This window comes from Streptomyces coelicoflavus (assembly GCF_045041415.1).
Taxonomy (GTDB): Bacteria; Actinomycetota; Actinomycetes; order Streptomycetales; family Streptomycetaceae; genus Streptomyces; species Streptomyces coelicoflavus.
Map to the genome: position 1 here is coordinate 270,098 of NZ_CP108219.1, position 17,014 is coordinate 287,111.

Annotated in this window: 18 protein-coding genes and 1 pseudogene; 4 read left to right on the forward strand and 15 right to left on the reverse strand. The window is 71.0% G+C overall.

Annotated features, from left to right (window positions below; translation table 11 throughout):
• Window positions 1–127 precede the first annotated feature (127 nt).
• The 4 genes from OHA99_RS36935 to OHA99_RS36950 all read right to left on the reverse strand — a co-directional run bounded on the left by OHA99_RS36935 (window position 128) and on the right by OHA99_RS36950 (window position 3,267).
• Window positions 128–409 carry a hypothetical protein gene (locus OHA99_RS36935; RefSeq protein WP_331728124.1) on the reverse strand — a complete coding sequence of 94 codons (282 nt, stop codon included), beginning with the start codon at window positions 407–409 and terminating at the stop codon, window positions 128–130.
• Between the two features lie 231 nt (window positions 410–640).
• Complete coding sequence (locus OHA99_RS36940) at window positions 641–1,210, reverse strand: NAD(P)H-dependent oxidoreductase (protein WP_331728127.1); 570 nt, start codon at window positions 1,208–1,210, stop codon at window positions 641–643.
• A gap of 111 nt (window positions 1,211–1,321) precedes the next feature.
• Window positions 1,322–2,083, reverse strand: coding sequence for an alpha/beta hydrolase (locus tag OHA99_RS36945; RefSeq protein WP_331728130.1), 762 nt, complete (start codon window positions 2,081–2,083; stop codon window positions 1,322–1,324).
• The gene (locus tag OHA99_RS36950) at window positions 2,080–3,267 is read right to left on the reverse strand and encodes an NAD(P)/FAD-dependent oxidoreductase (RefSeq protein ID WP_331728133.1); all 1,188 of its coding nucleotides are present in this window, start codon (window positions 3,265–3,267) and stop codon (window positions 2,080–2,082) included. Before OHA99_RS36950 ends, OHA99_RS36945 begins: the two co-directional genes overlap by 4 nt.
• 147 nt (window positions 3,268–3,414) lie before the next feature.
• Between OHA99_RS36950 and OHA99_RS36955 the strand changes: the two genes are divergently transcribed.
• The 3 genes from OHA99_RS36955 to tpg all read left to right on the forward strand — a co-directional run bounded on the left by OHA99_RS36955 (window position 3,415) and on the right by tpg (window position 6,995).
• Window positions 3,415–4,092, forward strand: coding sequence for a TetR/AcrR family transcriptional regulator (locus OHA99_RS36955; protein ID WP_405699171.1), 678 nt, complete (start codon window positions 3,415–3,417; stop codon window positions 4,090–4,092).
• 97 nt (window positions 4,093–4,189) lie between these two features.
• A complete protein-coding gene (gene tap / locus OHA99_RS36960) occupies window positions 4,190–6,427 on the forward strand; it encodes a telomere-associated protein Tap (protein ID WP_331728139.1) in 2,238 nt (745 codons plus the stop codon).
• Between the two features lie 10 nt (window positions 6,428–6,437).
• Window positions 6,438–6,995: a telomere-protecting terminal protein Tpg gene (gene tpg, locus OHA99_RS36965; protein ID WP_164386940.1), complete on the forward strand. Its 558-nt coding sequence runs from the start codon at window positions 6,438–6,440 to the stop codon at window positions 6,993–6,995.
• Between the two features lie 35 nt (window positions 6,996–7,030).
• Here tpg and OHA99_RS36970 read toward each other — a convergent pair whose 3' ends face one another.
• The gene (locus OHA99_RS36970) at window positions 7,031–7,945 is read right to left on the reverse strand and encodes an alpha/beta hydrolase (protein ID WP_331728143.1); all 915 of its coding nucleotides are present in this window, start codon (window positions 7,943–7,945) and stop codon (window positions 7,031–7,033) included.
• A gap of 105 nt (window positions 7,946–8,050) precedes the next feature.
• Between OHA99_RS36970 and OHA99_RS36975 the strand changes: the two genes are divergently transcribed.
• Window positions 8,051–8,485, forward strand: a complete 435-nt coding sequence (locus OHA99_RS36975; RefSeq protein ID WP_319123517.1) for a MarR family transcriptional regulator — start codon at window positions 8,051–8,053, stop codon at window positions 8,483–8,485.
• A 28-nt stretch (window positions 8,486–8,513) separates the two neighbouring features.
• On the opposite strand, the pseudogene OHA99_RS36980 reads toward OHA99_RS36975, so the two are convergent.
• The 10 genes and pseudogenes from OHA99_RS36980 to OHA99_RS37025 all read right to left on the reverse strand — a co-directional run.
• Window positions 8,514–8,612 (reverse strand): annotated as a pseudogene (locus OHA99_RS36980) (IS630 family transposase); the annotation flags it as partial.
• A 22-nt stretch (window positions 8,613–8,634) separates the two neighbouring features.
• Window positions 8,635–9,456 carry a fumarylacetoacetate hydrolase family protein gene (locus OHA99_RS36985; RefSeq protein WP_331728147.1) on the reverse strand — a complete coding sequence of 274 codons (822 nt, stop codon included), beginning with the start codon at window positions 9,454–9,456 and terminating at the stop codon, window positions 8,635–8,637.
• Between the two features lie 14 nt (window positions 9,457–9,470).
• Entirely contained in the window at window positions 9,471–10,664 is a 1,194-nt protein-coding gene (locus OHA99_RS36990; protein WP_331728150.1) for an acyl-CoA dehydrogenase family protein, read from the reverse strand.
• The gene (locus OHA99_RS36995; RefSeq protein ID WP_331728153.1) at window positions 10,661–11,236 is read right to left on the reverse strand and encodes a flavin reductase family protein; all 576 of its coding nucleotides are present in this window, start codon (window positions 11,234–11,236) and stop codon (window positions 10,661–10,663) included. Before OHA99_RS36995 ends, OHA99_RS36990 begins: the two co-directional genes overlap by 4 nt.
• Before the next feature lie 106 nt (window positions 11,237–11,342).
• Window positions 11,343–12,722 (reverse strand): purine-cytosine permease family protein, encoded by a 1,380-nt coding sequence (locus tag OHA99_RS37000; protein WP_405699174.1) that lies wholly within the window; start codon window positions 12,720–12,722, stop codon window positions 11,343–11,345.
• Between the two features lie 113 nt (window positions 12,723–12,835).
• Window positions 12,836–13,237 carry a RidA family protein gene (locus tag OHA99_RS37005; protein WP_165687473.1) on the reverse strand — a complete coding sequence of 134 codons (402 nt, stop codon included), beginning with the start codon at window positions 13,235–13,237 and terminating at the stop codon, window positions 12,836–12,838.
• A gap of 38 nt (window positions 13,238–13,275) precedes the next feature.
• On the reverse strand, window positions 13,276–14,826 hold the full coding sequence (locus tag OHA99_RS37010; protein ID WP_331728161.1) for an aldehyde dehydrogenase family protein: 1,551 nt from the start codon (window positions 14,824–14,826) through the stop codon (window positions 13,276–13,278).
• Between the two features lie 54 nt (window positions 14,827–14,880).
• Window positions 14,881–15,303 (reverse strand): cupin domain-containing protein, encoded by a 423-nt coding sequence (locus tag OHA99_RS37015; protein ID WP_165687471.1) that lies wholly within the window; start codon window positions 15,301–15,303, stop codon window positions 14,881–14,883.
• A gap of 4 nt (window positions 15,304–15,307) precedes the next feature.
• Window positions 15,308–16,060: a dimethylmenaquinone methyltransferase gene (locus OHA99_RS37020; RefSeq protein ID WP_331728166.1), complete on the reverse strand. Its 753-nt coding sequence runs from the start codon at window positions 16,058–16,060 to the stop codon at window positions 15,308–15,310.
• On the reverse strand, window positions 16,057–16,992 hold the full coding sequence (locus tag OHA99_RS37025; protein WP_331728169.1) for a VOC family protein: 936 nt from the start codon (window positions 16,990–16,992) through the stop codon (window positions 16,057–16,059). The genes OHA99_RS37020 and OHA99_RS37025 overlap by 4 nt, the downstream gene beginning before the upstream one ends.
• Window positions 16,993–17,014 lie beyond the last annotated feature (22 nt).

Below are 17,014 nucleotides of genomic sequence, written 5' to 3' on the forward strand. Positions count from 1 at the left end.
TCCTCCCGGTTGGTGACGCAGGTTCCGGCGTGCAGTGTGCCGAACATCGGCGGTGGTCCGCCCGCGCACGCCTGATCCGTGGGCGGGCCGGGATCCGCTCCCGCAGCTCCGCCGCGAGGGCCCGGGGTCAGCGTGAAGCCGCGATGGGTGGGCAGAGGTCTGTCCCCGCGGCGGTGCCGGCCGCCGGGGCGGGATCGAGGCACACGTCGATCACGTCGACGAGCCTGCGCAGCTTGTGCTGAGCGCGCTTGGCGTCGGACCGCGGCACGCGTACGACGGCCGCGGCCGAGTCCCGTGACGAGGTGGTGTACGCCAGGTCGAGCACGTGGTGGTTGTTGAGGATGGCGGCAAGGCGTGCGAGCGTTCCGTGGCCGGGCCGGAGTGTGACGGTCAGCCGGGCGTGTTCCATGGGTGGTGGTCCCTTCCGTGGGGCCCTGATGGGGGCCGGAAAACAGAAAGACCCCTCGCGATGCGCGAGAGGTCTGCGTGCGGGCGGTGAACCGGGGAGGGTTACTCCTGCGGGCTCCGTGCCGGCACGCCGCCGCTGATAATCAGCTGCTGCTGCATGGGGGCATGGTGGCAGAGGCCGGCTGCCGCCGGGAAGGACGTCTCATACTGCGGACGATGTGACCGTGGAACCTCAGGAGGGGTTGCCGCGGGTTCGGGCGAGGGCGCTGCTCCAGGACACGAGCTGGTCGAGCAGCGTCGTCAGGGCGGGACCATGGTGTTCTCCGGGCGTGAAGGACGCGCCGAAGTCCACGAAGTCGGTGCGCAGGTTCAAGGTCACCTGGGCGGAGATGTCGGCGAGTTGCAGGGCGCCGAGTACGGGGCGCAGGGCTTCGACTGCGCGTACGCCGCCGTCGACACCGTAGGAGACCAGTCCGGCGGCCTTGTTGTTCCATTCCGCGTAGACGCGGTCGAGGGCGTTCTTCAGGGTGCCGGGGAAGGAGTGGTTGTACTCGGGGGTGACGATCACGTAGCCGTCGTAGGAGGCGACAGTGGCGGCCCAGCGCTGGGTGTGCGACTGGGTGTACCGGCCCGTGGCGGGCGGGAACGGTTCGTCGATCGGGGGCAGGTCCACCTCGGCCAGGTCGATCGGTTCGTAGACGGCGTCACCCCGCTTTCGCGCCTGCTCGAGGACCCACTGGGCGACGTGTACGCCGGCCCTCGCGGGGCGGGTGCTTGCGGTGATGATCGCGATCTTGGTCATGATGCTCCCGGGAGACGAGTGGCGGAGACGGAGTGTTGGCGACGGGTGTCAGGAGCTTCGGGGCTGCCGGGGCTTCAGGAGCTCCAGGGCACGTCGGAGACGTCAGGCACGTCAGGGACGTGTGGTCCGGTCCTGCGCGCCGAGGAAGTCGTCGAGGAGGGCAAGGACGGCCTCGGGCTCTTCACGCAGGGGCAGATGGCCGGCGCCGGGGACGAGCGCGAAGCGCGACCGTGGGAACGCGTCCGCGTAGGCCCGGCCGTAGGCGGGGGTGACGACGGTGTCGTCCCCGCCCCAGATCACCAGCACCGGCAGGGCGAGCTTGCCCAGACGTGGCAGCAGCCCGGGATCCTCCATGTCGGGTCCGGTGTAGGCGCGCAGCGCGGCCGTCGTCCGAGCCGGGGGTCCGCCCCGGGCAGGCGGGCGGGCTGCCGGGTCGGAAGGCTGCGGCGTCGGAGGTCCGCCGGGCACGGTGATCCGGTGGCCGGGGATCACCGGGCCGATGGCGTCCATGAGGACGAGTCGCGAGACCTGGCCCTCGCGGCCGTCGAGGGCGACCTGGGTGGCGACCCAGCCGCCGAAGGAGGTGCCGACCACCGTCACCCGGCTCAGTCGCAGGCGGTCGAGCAGCTCCAGGCAGACGGCCGCGAGGGCCGGGACCGAGTCCAGGTCGTCGGGCCGTGCGGTCCCCTCCCAGCCCGGGTGCGTGGGGGCCACGACGTAATGGTTCCGTGCCAGGTGTTCGGCCAGGGGGGTGAGGGCGGCGGGACCGGGGGCGCCGTGCAGGACGAGAACGGGGCTGCCCTCCCCGCCCACACGTACGTCGAGGTCCAGACGGGGCCGTATTCGTACGGTCTGCCGGCGGAGCGAGGTCACCGGGCTTCCCCTGCCCGGGCGCCGGTGCCGGTGCCGTCGGGGGCGGCGTCGTCGGGGGCGCCCGCGAAGAACTCGGCCATCCGCTCCAGGCTCCGCGGCCCGAACATCGTCTCCAGACTGGCGGCGGATTCGGCGGCGGACGCCTCGCTGCGCGGGAAGAGCGCCTGCTCGTAGGCGGCCAGGGCGGCCTCGGTGTCGCCTGGGTGTGCGGCGACGGCCAGGGCGAGTTCGGCGCCGTCGAGCATGGCCAGGTTGGCTCCCTCGCCCGCGAAGGGGGACATGAGGTGCGCGGCGTCACCCAGCAGGGTCACGCCCGGTACCCGCTCCCAGCGGTGTCCCGTCGGCAGCGCGTGGATGCGCCGCGGGGTGATCGTCTCCGCGTCGGCCACCAGGGCGCGCAGCCCGTCGTCCCAGCCCTCGAAGCGGGACAGCACCGCGGCCTTGGCGGCGGCGTGGTCGGTGAAGTCGACGGTGTCGAGCCAGCCCTCGTCGGTCCTGAGAGCGGTGTACACGTGCAGGCTGCCGTCGGTCTCCCGGTGGGCGAGGATGCCGCGCTCGTCCCCGAGGCAGATGAAGAAGCCGTCGCCGACGAGCGCGGCACCGCGCGGATGCCGTGTGTCGGCCTCGAGCAGGTCCGTCTCGACGAACGAGATGCCGGTGTAGACGGGCTTCGCGTCCGAGACCAGCGGCCGCACCCGCGACCAGGCACCGTCGGCGCCGATCAGGAGGTCGGTCGTGACGACCGAGCCGTCGGTGAACGTCACCTCGTGCCGGCCGTCGTCCAGGGCCCGGGCGCCGGTGACCTTGCGGCCCCAGCGGACCGTGCCCTCGGGCAGGGAGTTCAGCAGGAGGTCGCGCAGGTCCCCGCGGTCCACCTCCGGCCGCTCGCCGGAACCGTCGTCCTCCTCGGCCACGTGCACCGTGCCGTCGGGCCCCAGCAGTCGCATCGACTCGCCGCCCACGTGAACGATCTTGAGGAAGTCGTCGTGGAGTCCGGCGGCGTACAGGGCCTTCTGGCCGTTCGCGGCATGGATGTCGAGCATCCCGCCCTGAGTGCGGGCGGCGGGTGACGCCTCCAGTTCGAAGACCGCGGATTCGATGCCGTTGACGTGCAGGACGCGAGCGGCCGTCAGACCGCCGAGACCGCCGCCGATGATCGCGACGGGGGAGTGACTCGTACTCATGCGACTCCGAAGGGTCGGGGATCGTCTGGATCGTCTGGGTAATACCGCATCCACGATAGCGAACATGTTCGCTACGAACAAGTTCGTAGCGCAGTGCGGCCTGCGAACATGTTCGGCGCGAACCTGTTTCGACGTAGGATTCCTGGCATGCCGACTCCGCAGAGCCGCCGCGAGCGGCCCGCCAAACCTGCCCTGACCCGTGAGGGCATCATTGACGCCGCCGTCCTGCTCATGGAGCAGGACGGTCTGCAGCGCGTCACCATGCGCCGCCTCGCCCAGGCCCTCGACACGGGCCCGGCCTCGCTGTACGTGTACGTCGCCAACACCGCCGAACTGCACGCCGCGATCCTGGACCGCCTGCTGGGCCGCGTCGACCTGAACCCCGACTCCGGCGGCGACTGGCGTGAGCGCCTGGACACCGTGCTGGCCAGCTACGAGCAGGTCCTCTTCGCCCATCCGGCGCTCGCCCGTGCGGCCCTGACCGCCAGGGCCGCGGGCGAGAACTACCTCGCCCTGCTGGAAGCCCTGCTTTCCCTGCTCGCGGAGGGCGGCGTCCCCGACCGCCAGGCCGCCTGGGGCGTCGACCTCATGCTCCAGCTCTCCACCGCCTCCGCCGCCGAACACTCGGCCCAGCGGGAGGACTCCAACGCCGAACGCGACTGGATCCAGCTGCGCCACGCGCTGGTCAACGCCTCACCCGAGACCCTGCCCCACGTCCGGGCCCAGGCCGACAACCTCGTCGCCGGCGCCCCCGCCGAGCGTCGCCGCTGGAGTGTCGACACCCTCCTCAGCGGCATCCTCGCCACCGAACCTCCCGTGCAGTGAGACCTGCCCGCCCCTTTTACGCGATCCGTACGCGTTTCGTACGCGAAGTGGGCGCGAGATGCGCGCTTCACGCTAGGGTCGGGACAGGAGGTGCCGCATGTCCGAGCTGTTCGACCGGATCGACGCGCTCGTCGCGTCCCGCTCCCCGTTGCCGCCCCCGACGGAACGCAGGCGACTGCGCCAGGCGCACGGCCTGACGCTGGACGAGGTGGCCGCCGCGCTTCAGGTGCGGCGCGCGACGGTCAGCGGCTGGGAGGCCGGCAAGACCGAGCCGCGGCCGCCGGAGCGCGACGCGTACGCCCGCATGCTCAAGCACCTCGCCCAGCTCTACCCCGCCACCGCTCAGGAGCCCCCCGAGCCCGCCGCGGCCCCTGCCGTACCGGCCGGCCCCGAGACGCCTGCCATACCGGCCACCCTCGCGCCACCCGCAGTCGAACCGGCCCAAGCCCGCACCGCACCCGCACCCCCACGCTCGGCCGCGGAGCCCGCGAACACGCGCCGCGCCGCCCCCGCCCCGCGCCCGGCGGCCACGCCCCGGCCGGCGTCGCGGCATCCGGCCACGAAGAAAGCCGTCTCCGCGGGCGCATCGCAGGGCGGCGCCGACGCGCGGTTCGAGAACGGGCCGTTGGCGGTCGTCGACGTCGACGCGGACGGCCGGGTGTCGGCGTACTGCGTCGGTGGGCTGGTCCTGGACGTGCCGGCGAAGTCGCTGCCCGCGCTGGTGGAGTGGACGCTGCGTGAAGGGCGGCTCGGTCAGCCGAGGTTGTCCGGGCCGGGCAAGGACGCCGACCCGCTGATCGTGCTGAGCGAGGCCGCCTGCGAGCACTACGGCCTGCCCGTCTCGCTCTCCAGGGAGGAGCGGCTGGCCGGGCGGATCCCGCAGGGCCACAAGGTCGTCAAGCAGCTGTCGCGTGCCGACTGGCAGCTGACCAAGCGCGGGTTCGGGCCCTGGGCGAGGATCTACCGCCCCGCGCAGGGTTCGGAGCGGGCCTGCGTGCAGGTGTGCATCCCGTCGTGGGACGCGCTGGACACCCGGCACTGGGCGCATGCGGGGCAACTGCCGCCGGCGGATCTGGCCCGGCTGCTGGGCACGTATGCGGCCCGGGTGATGACACCGCGCGGCTCCACCGCCGTCACGGGGCTGGAGCTGATGACCGCGCTGCACCCGCCGACCCGCGCCTCCGAACCGGACGCGACGGGGAAGCGGCACTCCGAGCACAACCCCGGCTCGCTGGGCAGGGATCCGGTGGACTGCGCGCCCTGCGAGGCCCCCGACGGGCACCCGCTCCTCGCCGATCTGCCGCGCTTCCACCAGCGCACCCCGGCCGAGGTCCTGGTGGAGGAGGCGTACGACTGGGCGCGCCCGCTCACCGACGCCGAATGCCTGCGCCGCCACCTGGTGGGCATCGACGTGAACATGGCCTTCGCCGCCGGCGCCAACGGCCTGGCCGTCGGTCTCGGTGCCCCCACGCACGTCAGGAAGCCGGTGTTCGACCCGAAGCTGCCCGGCTCGTGGCTGGTCGACCTGTCCCACGTCGACCTGTCCCGGGTGAAGGCCGGCAAGGACACCTGGGTGGACCTGGACGGGGAGCTGCTGCCCAGCCCGTTCACACCGAAGGGCGAGCGCCCCACGGGCCCGGCCTGGTACGCCACGCCGACCGTGGCGTACGCGGTGGAACTCGGCTACGACGTGCGCCCGGTCGAGGCATGGGTGCGCCACGACAACGGGCGATACCTGGACGGCTGGTACAACCGGCTGCGCGACGCCTACCTCGCGACGATGGCCGATCTCGGCGTGGGCGCGGAGCTGTCGCCGGAGGAGTTCCTGAGGGCGATGGACGGTTACCGGCGGCGTGACCCGGAGCTGGCGATCGTGGTGTCCGCGGTCAAGGCGACCGTGAAGGGCGGCATCGGCAAGCTGCGTGAGCGCCCCCGGGGCGAGGGCTGGCGGCCGGGTCAGCCGTGGCGGGCCCTCGCCCGGCCGACCTGGCGTCCGGACATCCGCGCCGCCGTCATCTCCCGGACCCGGATCAACATGCACCGCAAGATCGTCAAGCATGCCGCCTTCACCGGGCAGTATCCGGTGGCGGTCCTCTCCGACTGCGCCGTCTACGCCTCCGACGGGCCGTCGCCGCTGGACTTCCTCCCCTACCGCGACGGCAAACCGCTGCCGGGCGGCTTCAGACTCGGCGTCAACCCGGGCCTGGTCAAGCACGAGGGCACCCAGAGCGTGCTGTGGGGCGAGGGCGTGCGTGAGCAGTTCGACGCCCCGGACCTCAACCTCGCCCGGTACATCAAGGACGGCACGGTCACCGACCAGGACACCGGGGAGTAGGTAGAGCGCGATGAGCATGTTCGGGGACAGCCTGGACGCCGCGGTGCACAAGGCGTTCACCCGCCCGGCGCCCAAGGGCGCGCCCGCGCAGATGCGCTACCTGGTCCGGCAGTTGAAGGGCACCCGCGCGGTCGCCCAGCTGCTGCGCGTCTCCCAGCGCACCGTCGAACGGTATGTGAAGGACCAGATCAAGAAGCCCCGTCCGGACCTCGCCGCCCGCCTGGAGGGCGAGGTGAAGAAGCGGTGGCAGCCGCAGATCCGTGCCAGGGCGCGGCGGACGGCGGCGACTACCGGCGGCATCGTCATCGACACCCGCGCCAGGATCGGCTACACCGCGCCGGTCGGCACGACGGACGAGGGCCGCCTCCGGCACCTGACCGTCGCCCTGCCACCCCCGTACGCCGCCCGTCTCTTCGACGCCCGGGAGCAGGGCGCCGGCGACCAGCAGCTCCAGCAGATCGCCGCCGAAGCGCTCAAGGAGGTGTACTTCCAGGACAGCGGCCGCCGCGCCGGAAGCCTGGAGGAGGTCCGGTTCACGGACATCGAGCACCTCGAGTTCGGCCTCTAGCGCTGTGACCGCATAGGTTCGCCGGTTCGTATGCCTTACAGGTTGTTCGCGTAGAAGCTGACGAGTCGTTCGACGGCAGCGTCGACGTATTCAGGTTCGTCGTACATCTCGTAGTGGCCGGCGCCGTCGATCACCATGAGGTCGACGGGGTTGGGGGCCAGCTTCCACAGCTGCATGCCGGTGTCGTAGGAGCCGGTGTGGCCGATGCGTCCGGCGAGGATGACCTGGAGGGGCTGGGTCATGAGCCGATCGGCCAGGTGGAACGCGTCGTAGCCCAGCAGGAGGGAGTCGCTGCGCAGGAGGCGCCGGTTCGTGGAGTGTTCGTTACCGCCGCGCTCGGTGCGGTAGTAGGTGACGGCCTGAGTGGTGTCGGTGTCGGTCAGGCCCGCTGCCGTGGCGTCTTCAAGGGTGTCGGGCAGCCAGTTCACGCGGGTCGTCTCGCCGGAACGGGTCTCTTCGGTGCGTGCGTCCGCGAGGGCGTCGAGTGCTGCGGCCGGACCGTCGGGCTGGAAGCTGCGGAATGAGGCGCCGATGTTGACGGGGACGACCGTGCCGACCGCTTTGATGCGATGGTCCGTGCGGGCGGTGTGTACGGCGTAGCCGCCACCGGCGCAGATACCGAGGACGCCGATGCGCCGCGGGTCGACGCCGGGGGTCGTGGTGAGCACGTCGAGCGCGTAGGAGATGTCCTCGCCTCGGCGGTAGGGGTCTTCGAGGTCGCGGGGCTCGCCCTCGCTCTGGCCCTGATGAGCGGGGTCGAAGACAAGCGCCGCGATGCCGCGGGCGGCGAGACGGGAGGCGTAGTTGGCGCCGATCTGCTCCTTGACGCTGCTGCCTGGGGTGGAGAGCACCACGGCGCGCACCGGTGTGCTGCTGTCGGCGTTGTCGGGCAGGTGGAGCTCCGCGGCGAGGTTGATGGGACCGCGCGGGATCGTGAGGTGCTGAAGCATGCCCGGCTTCCTTCGTGAGATGGTTGTTCCATAGAAGTCCAGTACAAAAAATTTCTTGTACGATCTGAAACTAATACGAAACTGTATCACCTGGATGGAGGGTCGATGTCGGTCGACGGGGCGCAGCTGTGGACGCTGAACCAGCGGCTGCTGGGTGTTGTGATGGATGCCTGCACGGGCGAGCTGGCCGAGCTCGGGTTGGAGACGAAGGAGTTTTTCGTCCTGGCCGAGGTGGAGGCATCGCCGTACCCGGCTGAGATCGCGACTGCGCTGCTGCTGCCCAAGGCGAGCGTGACGGTCTACGTTCGCAACCTCGTCGCCAAGGGCTTTGTCCGCCGCGAGATCGACGAGGCGGACTTGCGGCGTCATCGGCTCGAACTGACCGCTGAGGGCACGCAAGCACGCGACCGAGCACTTGCAGCTCTCGCGGCGGAGTACGACCGCAGGTTGGCGAGGGTCACCCCCCAGGACCGCGTCGAGCTGCAACGCATCCTCAAAGCGATGCTCGCCTCGCCCGCGTCAGACCGTATGCGCGAGTGATTCGTCCGTCCGTTGCTCTGCCGCACGTTCGGGCCACGACCGCGTCACGCTCGGGGTCGGGCGACTCCTTCCAGGTCTTGGTGTGCTGGAAAGTGACGCTGCGGCGGGCGAGCAGGCACCGTAACGCGGGCCACGGTCGCCCGCGCCGGTCAGGTGATCGGTGTGGAGACGGTGCCGATGCCGTCGACGCTCACCTCGACCCGGTCTCCCGCCCTCAGATACCAGCTCGGGGTCCGGGCCCGGCCCACTCCACCGGGGGTGCCGGTGAGGATCAGGTCGCCGGGGCGGAGCGGGATCATGGTCGACACGTACGCGACCAGGTACTCCGGGCTGAACAGCAGGTCCGCGACCGGGTGTTCCTGGACCGGGACGCCGTTGACGGTGGTGCGCAGTGTCGCCCCAGCCGGGTCGAACGCGTCGGAGGTGACCAGGACGGGTCCCACGGGGGTGGTACGGGCCCAGATCTTGCCCTGGAGCCACTCGGTGGTGCGGTTCTGCCATCCGCGCATCGAGATGTCGTTGGCCACCGTGAACCCGGCGATGTACCGGCCCGCCTCCTCCTCCCGCACCCGGTAGGCGGTGCGCCCCACGACGACGGCCAGCTCTCCCTCCCAGTCCATCTCCGGGTCCTCCGGCACGGTCGCCACCGGATCGGCGGGGCCGGTCAGGGTGTCGGCGAACTTCGCGAAGAGCGTGGGGTGGGCCGGCAGCTCGCGGCCCATCTCCTTGATGTGCGCCTTGTAGTTGAGCCCCGCGCACACCACGTGCGAGGGATGCGGAACCAGGGTGTGCAGCTCGGCCTCGTCCCGGCCGTGCCGTTGGCCTCCGGTGGCCGCCCGGGCGACCTCCCGCCAGTCCTCGTCGGCCAGCAGGGCGCCGACGTCGGCGTGGCCGGGTATCTCCGTGAACACCTCACCGTCGAGTCGGGCGGCGCTCGTCCCCGTACGCGTGCGGATCGTAGCCAGTCTCATCCGTGTTCCCTTCCTCAGGCGCCGGCGGCGGTGGTCCCGGGGACGACGAGGTCGAAGAATCCCCAGTGCGAACCGGCGGGCAGGGTGCCCGACAGCATGCGGCCGCACTTCTGCGTCACGATGTGCGAGGAGCCCCGGTGCTGGCTTCCGGCGTGGCTGTCGCGGAAGAAGCGCTGAAGGACGCCGTCCCGCATGACCTGCGCGCCCGCGAAGCGGTGCACGAGCTGGCTGATCTCCAGTGCGGTCCGGGTGGCCAGGCTGCACGCGAGGCGCGACATGGTCTCCTGCTCGTCGTTCAGCTGCGCGCCGGCCGCGAGGGCGGCCTCGTTGTCGCGCCAGGTGTCCCGCAGCAGGGCCTGGGTGCCCCGCACGTGCGAGTAGTGGCGGGCGAACTCGGCGAAGAACTCGTCGCTGGTGACCGGGGACCCCTCGGCGGGGTCCTTGCGGCGGGTCAGCTCGCGCAGCTCGTCGAGCATGCGCCGGCCGACGCCCTGGGACCAGGCCGCCTGGTGCAGACCGGCCATCAGGGCGGGGCTCGGCCCGTTCGCGGCGCGGCCGCGCGGCGAACGCGGGCCCACGGCGAACACGTACGCGTCGTCGACCAGCAGCTCCTCGGCCCGGTAGTCGAGGCTGGAGGTCGCGCGCAGGCCGAGCATGTCCCAGTTGTCGCTGATGCGCAGGGCCGGCCGGGGCACCAGGCAGACCAGCCGTTCTCCCGTCCCCTCGACCGTCACCGCGAGGTTGAGGTGGGTGGCCATGGACACCCCGGGGGCGAACTGCCAGGTACCGTTCACCCGGTATCCGCTCCCGACGCGCACCGCACGGCCGGTGAAAGCGGTGGACTGGCCCGCCACCAGGGGGAAGGTGCCCTCGGCGAAGAGGGCGGCCACGGCCTCGTCACCCAGGAAGGTGGCGGCGGTCGCCGTCTCGCTCGCCACGGCGCGCACGAGCCAGCCGAGCGAGGCGTCGGCGTGGGACAGCTTCTCCATGACCCGCATGATCTGGAGCGGGGTCGCCTCCATGCCGCCGAGTGCGGCCGGCGCCATCAGACCGAAGACGCCGCTCGCGCGCAGCGCCTCCTGGACGGCCGGTGTCGGACGCCGCAGGCGCTCGCTGTCCGCGGCCTCGCGCTGGAGCAGCGGGTAGATGTCGTCGAGGACCGTCAGCAACTCGCCGACGGCACCGTCCTGTTCCGCGCGGACCGTCACGGCCGCCTCCCCTCGGGGTCGTCGGATTCCTGGGCCAGCGCACTCCACTGGCCCCGGTAGAAGAGGAGCGGGCTGGTGTCGTCCCGCTGGCCGTGGGACACGACCCGGCCCAGGACCAGGACGTGGTCCCCGCCGTCGTACCCGGCCCACGGCGTGCACTGGAAGTACGCCGGTGAGCCGCCGATCCTCGGTGCGGCCCCGTCCTCGACCCATGCGACGGGCCGCGACTGCGGCTTGCCCGCGAAGTGCAGGGCGGTGTCGAGCTGGTCGTCCCCCAGGACGTTGACCGCGAAGGGGCGTTCCAGCAGGTACGTGAGCGACCGCGAGGTCCGCTGCATGGAGACCAGCACCAGCGGCGGGTCGAGCGAGACGGAGGTGAAGGAGTTCACGGTGATGCCGTAGAACTCGCCGCCGGACTCGTAGGTGAGGACGACGACGCCGGTGGCGAAGTTGCCGAGGGCGTTGCGCAGTTGACGGGGATCGGCGAGCGACGGGGCCGCGGGGCCCGACCCCGGGGTGCCGGCGTCGGCCGCCTTCTCGTAGATCTCGGAGTCCCACATGATGTCGGTCATCTCGACCTCCTTGACTCGTGGGTCCGGCCCGGTGCGGGGCCGGCGGAAGGGACGGGCTCGGGTGGACCGGCGGGTGCGGGCGTCCCCTCGCACCCGCCGGCCGGCTTCAGACGGCTTCCTCCGCGGCCTCCTGGTCGGAGACGAAGGAGGTGCCGGTGCCCTCGGGCAGCACGCGCCGCAGCACCGGGTAGACGACGAGGGTCAGCGCGAAGGAGACCAGGAACCCGAGGGAGAACACGTCGGTGGCCATCAGGACGATGCCGACGGCGGCGGACAGCACCAGGGTGATCACCCCGGCCCAGTTCCACCGCTCCACCCGGTGGGTGCTCCGGTCGTAACGGGCGCGTCGTACGAGGTAGTAGTCGGCGATCATCACGCCGCAGATGCCGAGTGTCATGGAACCGAGGTAGGCCAGGTAGTCGGTGAACTTCTCCAGGATTCCGGCGGCGATCATCACCAGGGCGACGATGTTGCCGGCCACCACCATGACCGCGCGGCCGGGTTTGCGGCCGGTGAGCGAGTCGACGAGGTTCACCAGGGAGAGCGAGCCGGAGTAGGCGTTGATGGCCTGCGCCTTGGCCTGGGCGGCGTAGATGGTGATGAACCCCGCCCAGCCCGCGAAGACGACGAAGAAGGCGCCCGTGTTCTGCATGACGTAGGTGCTGCCCGCCGCGGCGGCGGCCTCGGGTCCCAGGTCGGTGTTGTGGGCCATGAGGTGGTCGACGACCTCGGGCATGCCGCCGATCACGACGAGCGACCCGAGGACGGTCATCAGGACGTTCTGCGTGAGGGGGCCGGCCGCGGCGAGGATCGTGACGTCGCGGCGCGTGCGGCAGTAGCGGGCGAAGTCCGTCGTGACCAGTGCGATCGTGCCGGCGGTCGCGCCCATGACCCCCACGGCGGCCTCGAAGCGCGGCCACACACCGCCGGGGACCACGCCGCCGTAGCGGAACACCTCCGTCGGGTCGGCGCCCTGGATGACGTAGATATGCACGATCATGTAGACCGTGACGAGCAGGGTGACGGCCGTCAGCACACCGGACGCGCGCAGGGCGAACTTCAGGCCGAAGACGGCGAGCGTGATCCACGCCAGCGTCATCAGGCCGTAGATGAGGATGCGGTTCGGCCACGAGTCGGGCAGGTCGAACATGAGCAGGGTGCCCTGGTAGAGCAGGGCGGCCTCCACGGCGAGGAAGCCGAGGATCATGAACGCGAAGACGATCGAACCGAGCGCCGACCCCACGAAGCCGAACCCGAAGAACCGGGAGGTGAGGGTGGAGGACATGCCGGTCTCGAACGCCATCCGGCCGAGGGACCTGCCGAGGAGGACCGCGAAGGCGGCGACGAGCACGCCGACGGTGAGGCCGACGGCGAAGCCGGCCAGGACGACGGTGAAGCCGGCGATGGCGAACACGACGAGCGCGGTCGCGACGCTGACCGGGCTGAGGGCGAGTTGGTAGCCGCTCTTCCGGTCCGCCGCGGGCACGCTGACCAGAGCGTGATCCTCCGCCGCTGCCGCCAGGGCCGACTCGGTGGATCTGGGAATTCCGGTGTGTGAGGACACAGTTCCTACCCCTCCAAGAAAGTGACCACGCGCGGTCAGTCCGCGCTGCAGCCCGCGACGGCGACGGCTTCGATCTCCAGGAGGATCCCGGGCTTGGCGAGTGCCGCGACCTGGACCAGGGAGCAGGCCGGGAAGTCGCCGGTGAAGAACTCCCGGCGGGCCTTCCAGACGTCGGCGTTGTCCTTCATGTCGGTGACGAAGATCGTCATCTTGACGATGTCGTCCATGGCCGCTCCGGCCGCCTCGACCAGGTCCTTGATCTTCTGGAAGACGGTCCTGGCCTGGGTGTAGGCGGTGTCGCCCACGAGGGTCTCCCCGTCGCGGCCGCGTGCCGTCATGCCGGAGATCATGATCAGGTCGTCCACCCGCAGGCAGTTCGACCACATGCCGTCCGCGGGCTCGCGCACCGCGTCGGAGCAGAAACGTTCCTTCTTCATGGTGGTGGTCCTCAGGGTTCTCGCGGTGGTGGTGGTTCTCAGAGGTCGATCCGGTGGTCCCAGGCGGAGGTGCCGCCCCAGTTCACGCAGACGCTCTGGCGCCGCATGAAGCCCTTCCAGGCGTCCGAGCCGGCCGTCCGGCCGCCGCCGGTCTCCTTCTCGCCGCCGAAGGCCGAACCGACGTCGGCGCCGGTGGTGCCCATGTTGATGCGGACGATCCCGCAGTCGCTGCCCCGGGCGGACAGGAACGTCTCGATGTGGGTGAGGTTGGTGCTGTGCATGCCCGAGGCCAGGCCCTGGGCCACGCCGTTGTGGATCTCGATGGCCTCGTCGAGGTCCCGGTAGGTGAGGACCGAGACGATCGGCGCGAAGGTCTCCGACCGGGCGATGGCGAAGTGCGGACGCACCCCGGTGACGATGGCCGGCTCGACGTACAGGCCGGGGCGGTCGATCACCTTGCCGCCGTACGCCACCGTGGCGCCCTCGCGCTCGGCGCCGGCGAGGACGTCCTGGTAGTCCCGCACCGCGCGCCGGTCGATCAGGGGGCCGACGACGGTGTCCCGTTCGCGCGGGTCGCCGATGGTGATCTGGTCGAAGGCCTTCTTCATCAGCTCGACCAGCTCGCCGGCGATGCTCTCGTGGGCGATCACGCGGCGGGTGCTGGTGCAGCGCTGCCCGGTCGTGCCGACCACGCCGAACGTGAGGGCCTTGGCGGCGAGTTCCAGGTCGGCACTCTCGTCGACGATGCAGCCGTTGTTGCCCGAGCACTCCAGCTGGTACCTGCGGCCGAGGGTCGATCCGACCGTGTCGGCGACCTTGCGGCCCACACCGGTGGAGCCGGTGAACGAGATCATCGCGACACGGGTGTCCGCGACGAGCCGCTCGGCGACGGCGTCGTCCTCGGGGAGGAAGAGCGAGAAGACACCCTCGCAGCCCAGCTCCGCCGCCGCCCGGTTGACCAGCTTCTGCACGGCGATCGCGGTCAGCGGCACCTTCGGACTCGGCTTCCAGATCACGGTGTTGCCGGCGATGGCGGACAGGAAGCCGTTCTGCGCCCAGACGGCGGCCGGGAAGTTGTACGCGCTGATCAGGCCGACGACTCCCAGCGGCAGCCACTGGTCGTACATGCGGTGCTCGGCACGCTGGGACTGCTGGGTGAAGCCGTACAGCATCCGTGCCTGGCCGGCCGCCAGGGTGGACATGTCGACGGCCTCGCGCAGTTCGCCCTTGGCCTCCATCGTCGACTTGCCGGTGTCGAGCGACACGATCGCGGCGAGGCTGTCGAGGTGCTGCTCGATCAACTGCCCGATGCGGCGCACGAATTCACCGCGCCGGGGCGGCGGCACCATGCGCCACTTCTTCTGGGTCTCGACCGCGGCACTCACCAGGGCCTCGTAGTCCCGCGCGTCCGAGGCCGCGATCCGGCCGACGGTCTCGCCGTCGGCCGGGCACTGCGCCTCGATGACCGGCCGGTCCTCGACCGGCCCCCAGCCGAGCGAGTCGGCGTAGGTCCCGGAGTGCACATGGTCCAGGCCGAACTCGGCCAGCACCTTCCCGGTGTCGAACACGGTGCTGTTCGTCTCGCTCATCATCGCCTCATCAACGTCGCGGATTCGAAGGGGAGTCGGGTACGGGCCGGCGGTTCAGTCCCTGGCAAGGAAGTCGCCGATCGTCTCGTCGGTGTGGTACTCGGGCTTCTCGTAGTAGTGCGGGCCGTCGTAGATCTCGATCAGCCGGCTGCGCTCGTGCGCCAGGGTCGGGCCGTGCGGGTGGTCCTTGGGGTTCATGTAGAAGGAGCCGGGGCGCAGCCTGAGGCCCGAGTCGGTGTACTCGTAGTCGCCTTCGAGGCAGTACATGAACTGGTTCGAGGCGTGCGTGTGCCTGGTGGGGATGGTGCCACCCTGGTCGTAGTCGAGGAGGGCGATGCTGGCGCCGGTCTCGGCGTTCTTGAACAGGAAGTACTGGCGGAAGCCGTAGTCGGGGTAGTCGATCCAGTTGTCCTCGTCGAGGTCCGCCGCGTGGATCAGGACCTCCAGAGACTTCATGGTCTCGGCGTTGATGTCCACTTCTTCACTCCAAACCGGGGCGGCCCGCTGCCACCCACGTGTCGTATTCCTGACGGCTCTCGGACGTGCCGGGGAAGAGCCCGAAGAGGGACCGTCCCCGTTCGATCTGCAGGGCGGCGAACTCCTCGTAGGCGGCGGCGTCGGCGCCCTCGGCGGCCACCTCCGCCACCAGGTGGCGGGGGACGACCACGACGCCGTCGGCGTCGCCCAGCAGGACGTCGCCCGGGTAGACGGCGACGCCGCCGCAGCCGACGGGCTCGTCCAGGGCGACCGGGTGCAGGGCGACGGGGGTGGCCCTCGGGGCGTTGCCCCGGTGGAAGCAGGGCAGGCCGGTCCGGGCGACGGCGGCGGAGTCCCGGTAGCCGCCGTCGGTCACCGCGCCCGACACGCCGCGGCGCTTGAGGCGCGCCGCCATCATGTCGCCCATGGAGGCGCCGGCCGTGGAGCCGAGGGCGTCGATCACCAGCACCGCGCCGGGCGGGCACTCCTCGATCGCCCGCCGGTGCAGGTGGTCGCTGCTCGCGTAGCCGGCGAGGGTGTCGAGGTCCTCCCGGGCCGGGATGAAGCGCAGGGTGTAGGCCGGGCCGACCAGTGGCCGCTGCCCCGCGGTGAGGGGCCGTACGCCGGCCATGAGGACGTTGCGCAGGCCGCGCCGGAGCAGCATGTTGGCGACCGTGGCCGAGCCGGCGCGCGCCAGTCGGTCCCGTACCGTCCCGGTCAGCGCTTCGGCCGGGTCCGTGTGCGCGGTGCCGGTCACCGGAAGAACTCCAGGGGCGGGCGGTTGCCCCACTGGGTGGTCTCGGAGGCGGTGCCGTTGAACCGGGTCGGGCGGTGGCTCGCGTCCACGACGTCGCCGTCGGTGTAGTGCTCGATGCGGAAGCCGAAGGGGTCCTTCCAGTAGTCGAAGATCTGGCTGCCGAGGAGGTGGCGGCCGACCCCGACGTCGAGGCTGAATCCCTCCTGCACGAGGTAGTCGTGCGACGACATCACCGCGTCCATGTCGGTCACCTCGAAGGCACTGTGGTGGACGCCCACCCAGTCCGACTCCAGCAGCAGCATGAAGTGGTGGTCGACGAGCTGCTCGCCGAGGTCCAGCCGGACGAACGTGCCGACGATCGGCCCGTCCTCGCCGGGCGGCACGAAGTGGTCGGAGGGCAGGAAGTTGAACCGTTCGTCCAGCCAGGCCATGGACGCGTCGTGGTCCTTGACGTGCAGCACGAAGTGGCCCAGGCGCGCGACGGTGCAGGGGGCGACGGACTGCCGGACGGAGGTGTGCAGGCGGTTCTTGTCGCGGATGTTGTTCATGGCGAACGGAGCGCGCTCGGGGAGGGGTTCCGCCTTCGCCCGGCCGCAGACCGCGCGGATCTCGATGCCGTCGGGCATGGTCATCACGACTTCGTGACCGCCGCCGGGCTCGGTGGACGCGCGGACCGGGGAGGACCCGGGCAGGGCGGAGAGTTCGGCCAGGTCGTCGTGGTCGGCGACCTCGATGGAGGCGCCGACGAAACGCTGCTTCGGGGCCTTGCGGGTGACATGGATGTGGTGCTGGGTGCCGGTGCCCCGCATGTACAGGGTCCGGTCGTCGCTGCCCTCGACCCTGGTCATGCCGAAGGCGGTCAGGAACTTCTCCATCAGGGCGAGGTCGGGTGCCTCGTAGGTGACTTGGGCAGCGTCGATTGCCGTGGCCACGGTGCCTCCTGTGGTGGGTGGG

Coding starts and splice junctions, on each gene's coding strand:
- OHA99_RS37010 (WP_331728161.1), bottom strand. CDS start 14,826: ATGAGCGAGACGAACAGCACCGTGTTCGACACCGGGAAGGTGCTGGCC.
- tpg (WP_164386940.1), top strand. CDS start 6,438: ATGAGCATGTTCGGGGACAGCCTGGACGCCGCGGTGCACAAGGCGTTC.
- tap (WP_331728139.1), top strand. CDS start 4,190: ATGTCCGAGCTGTTCGACCGGATCGACGCGCTCGTCGCGTCCCGCTCC.
- OHA99_RS36970 (WP_331728143.1), bottom strand. CDS start 7,945: ATGCTTCAGCACCTCACGATCCCGCGCGGTCCCATCAACCTCGCCGCG.
- OHA99_RS37005 (WP_165687473.1), bottom strand. CDS start 13,237: ATGAAGAAGGAACGTTTCTGCTCCGACGCGGTGCGCGAGCCCGCGGAC.
- OHA99_RS36950 (WP_331728133.1), bottom strand. CDS start 3,267: ATGAGTACGAGTCACTCCCCCGTCGCGATCATCGGCGGCGGTCTCGGC.
- OHA99_RS36935 (WP_331728124.1), bottom strand. CDS start 409: ATGGAACACGCCCGGCTGACCGTCACACTCCGGCCCGGCCACGGAACG.
- OHA99_RS36995 (WP_331728153.1), bottom strand. CDS start 11,236: ATGACCGACATCATGTGGGACTCCGAGATCTACGAGAAGGCGGCCGAC.
- OHA99_RS36940 (WP_331728127.1), bottom strand. CDS start 1,210: ATGACCAAGATCGCGATCATCACCGCAAGCACCCGCCCCGCGAGGGCC.
- OHA99_RS36985 (WP_331728147.1), bottom strand. CDS start 9,456: ATGAGACTGGCTACGATCCGCACGCGTACGGGGACGAGCGCCGCCCGA.
- OHA99_RS36955 (WP_405699171.1), top strand. CDS start 3,415: ATGCCGACTCCGCAGAGCCGCCGCGAGCGGCCCGCCAAACCTGCCCTG.
- OHA99_RS36975 (WP_319123517.1), top strand. CDS start 8,051: ATGTCGGTCGACGGGGCGCAGCTGTGGACGCTGAACCAGCGGCTGCTG.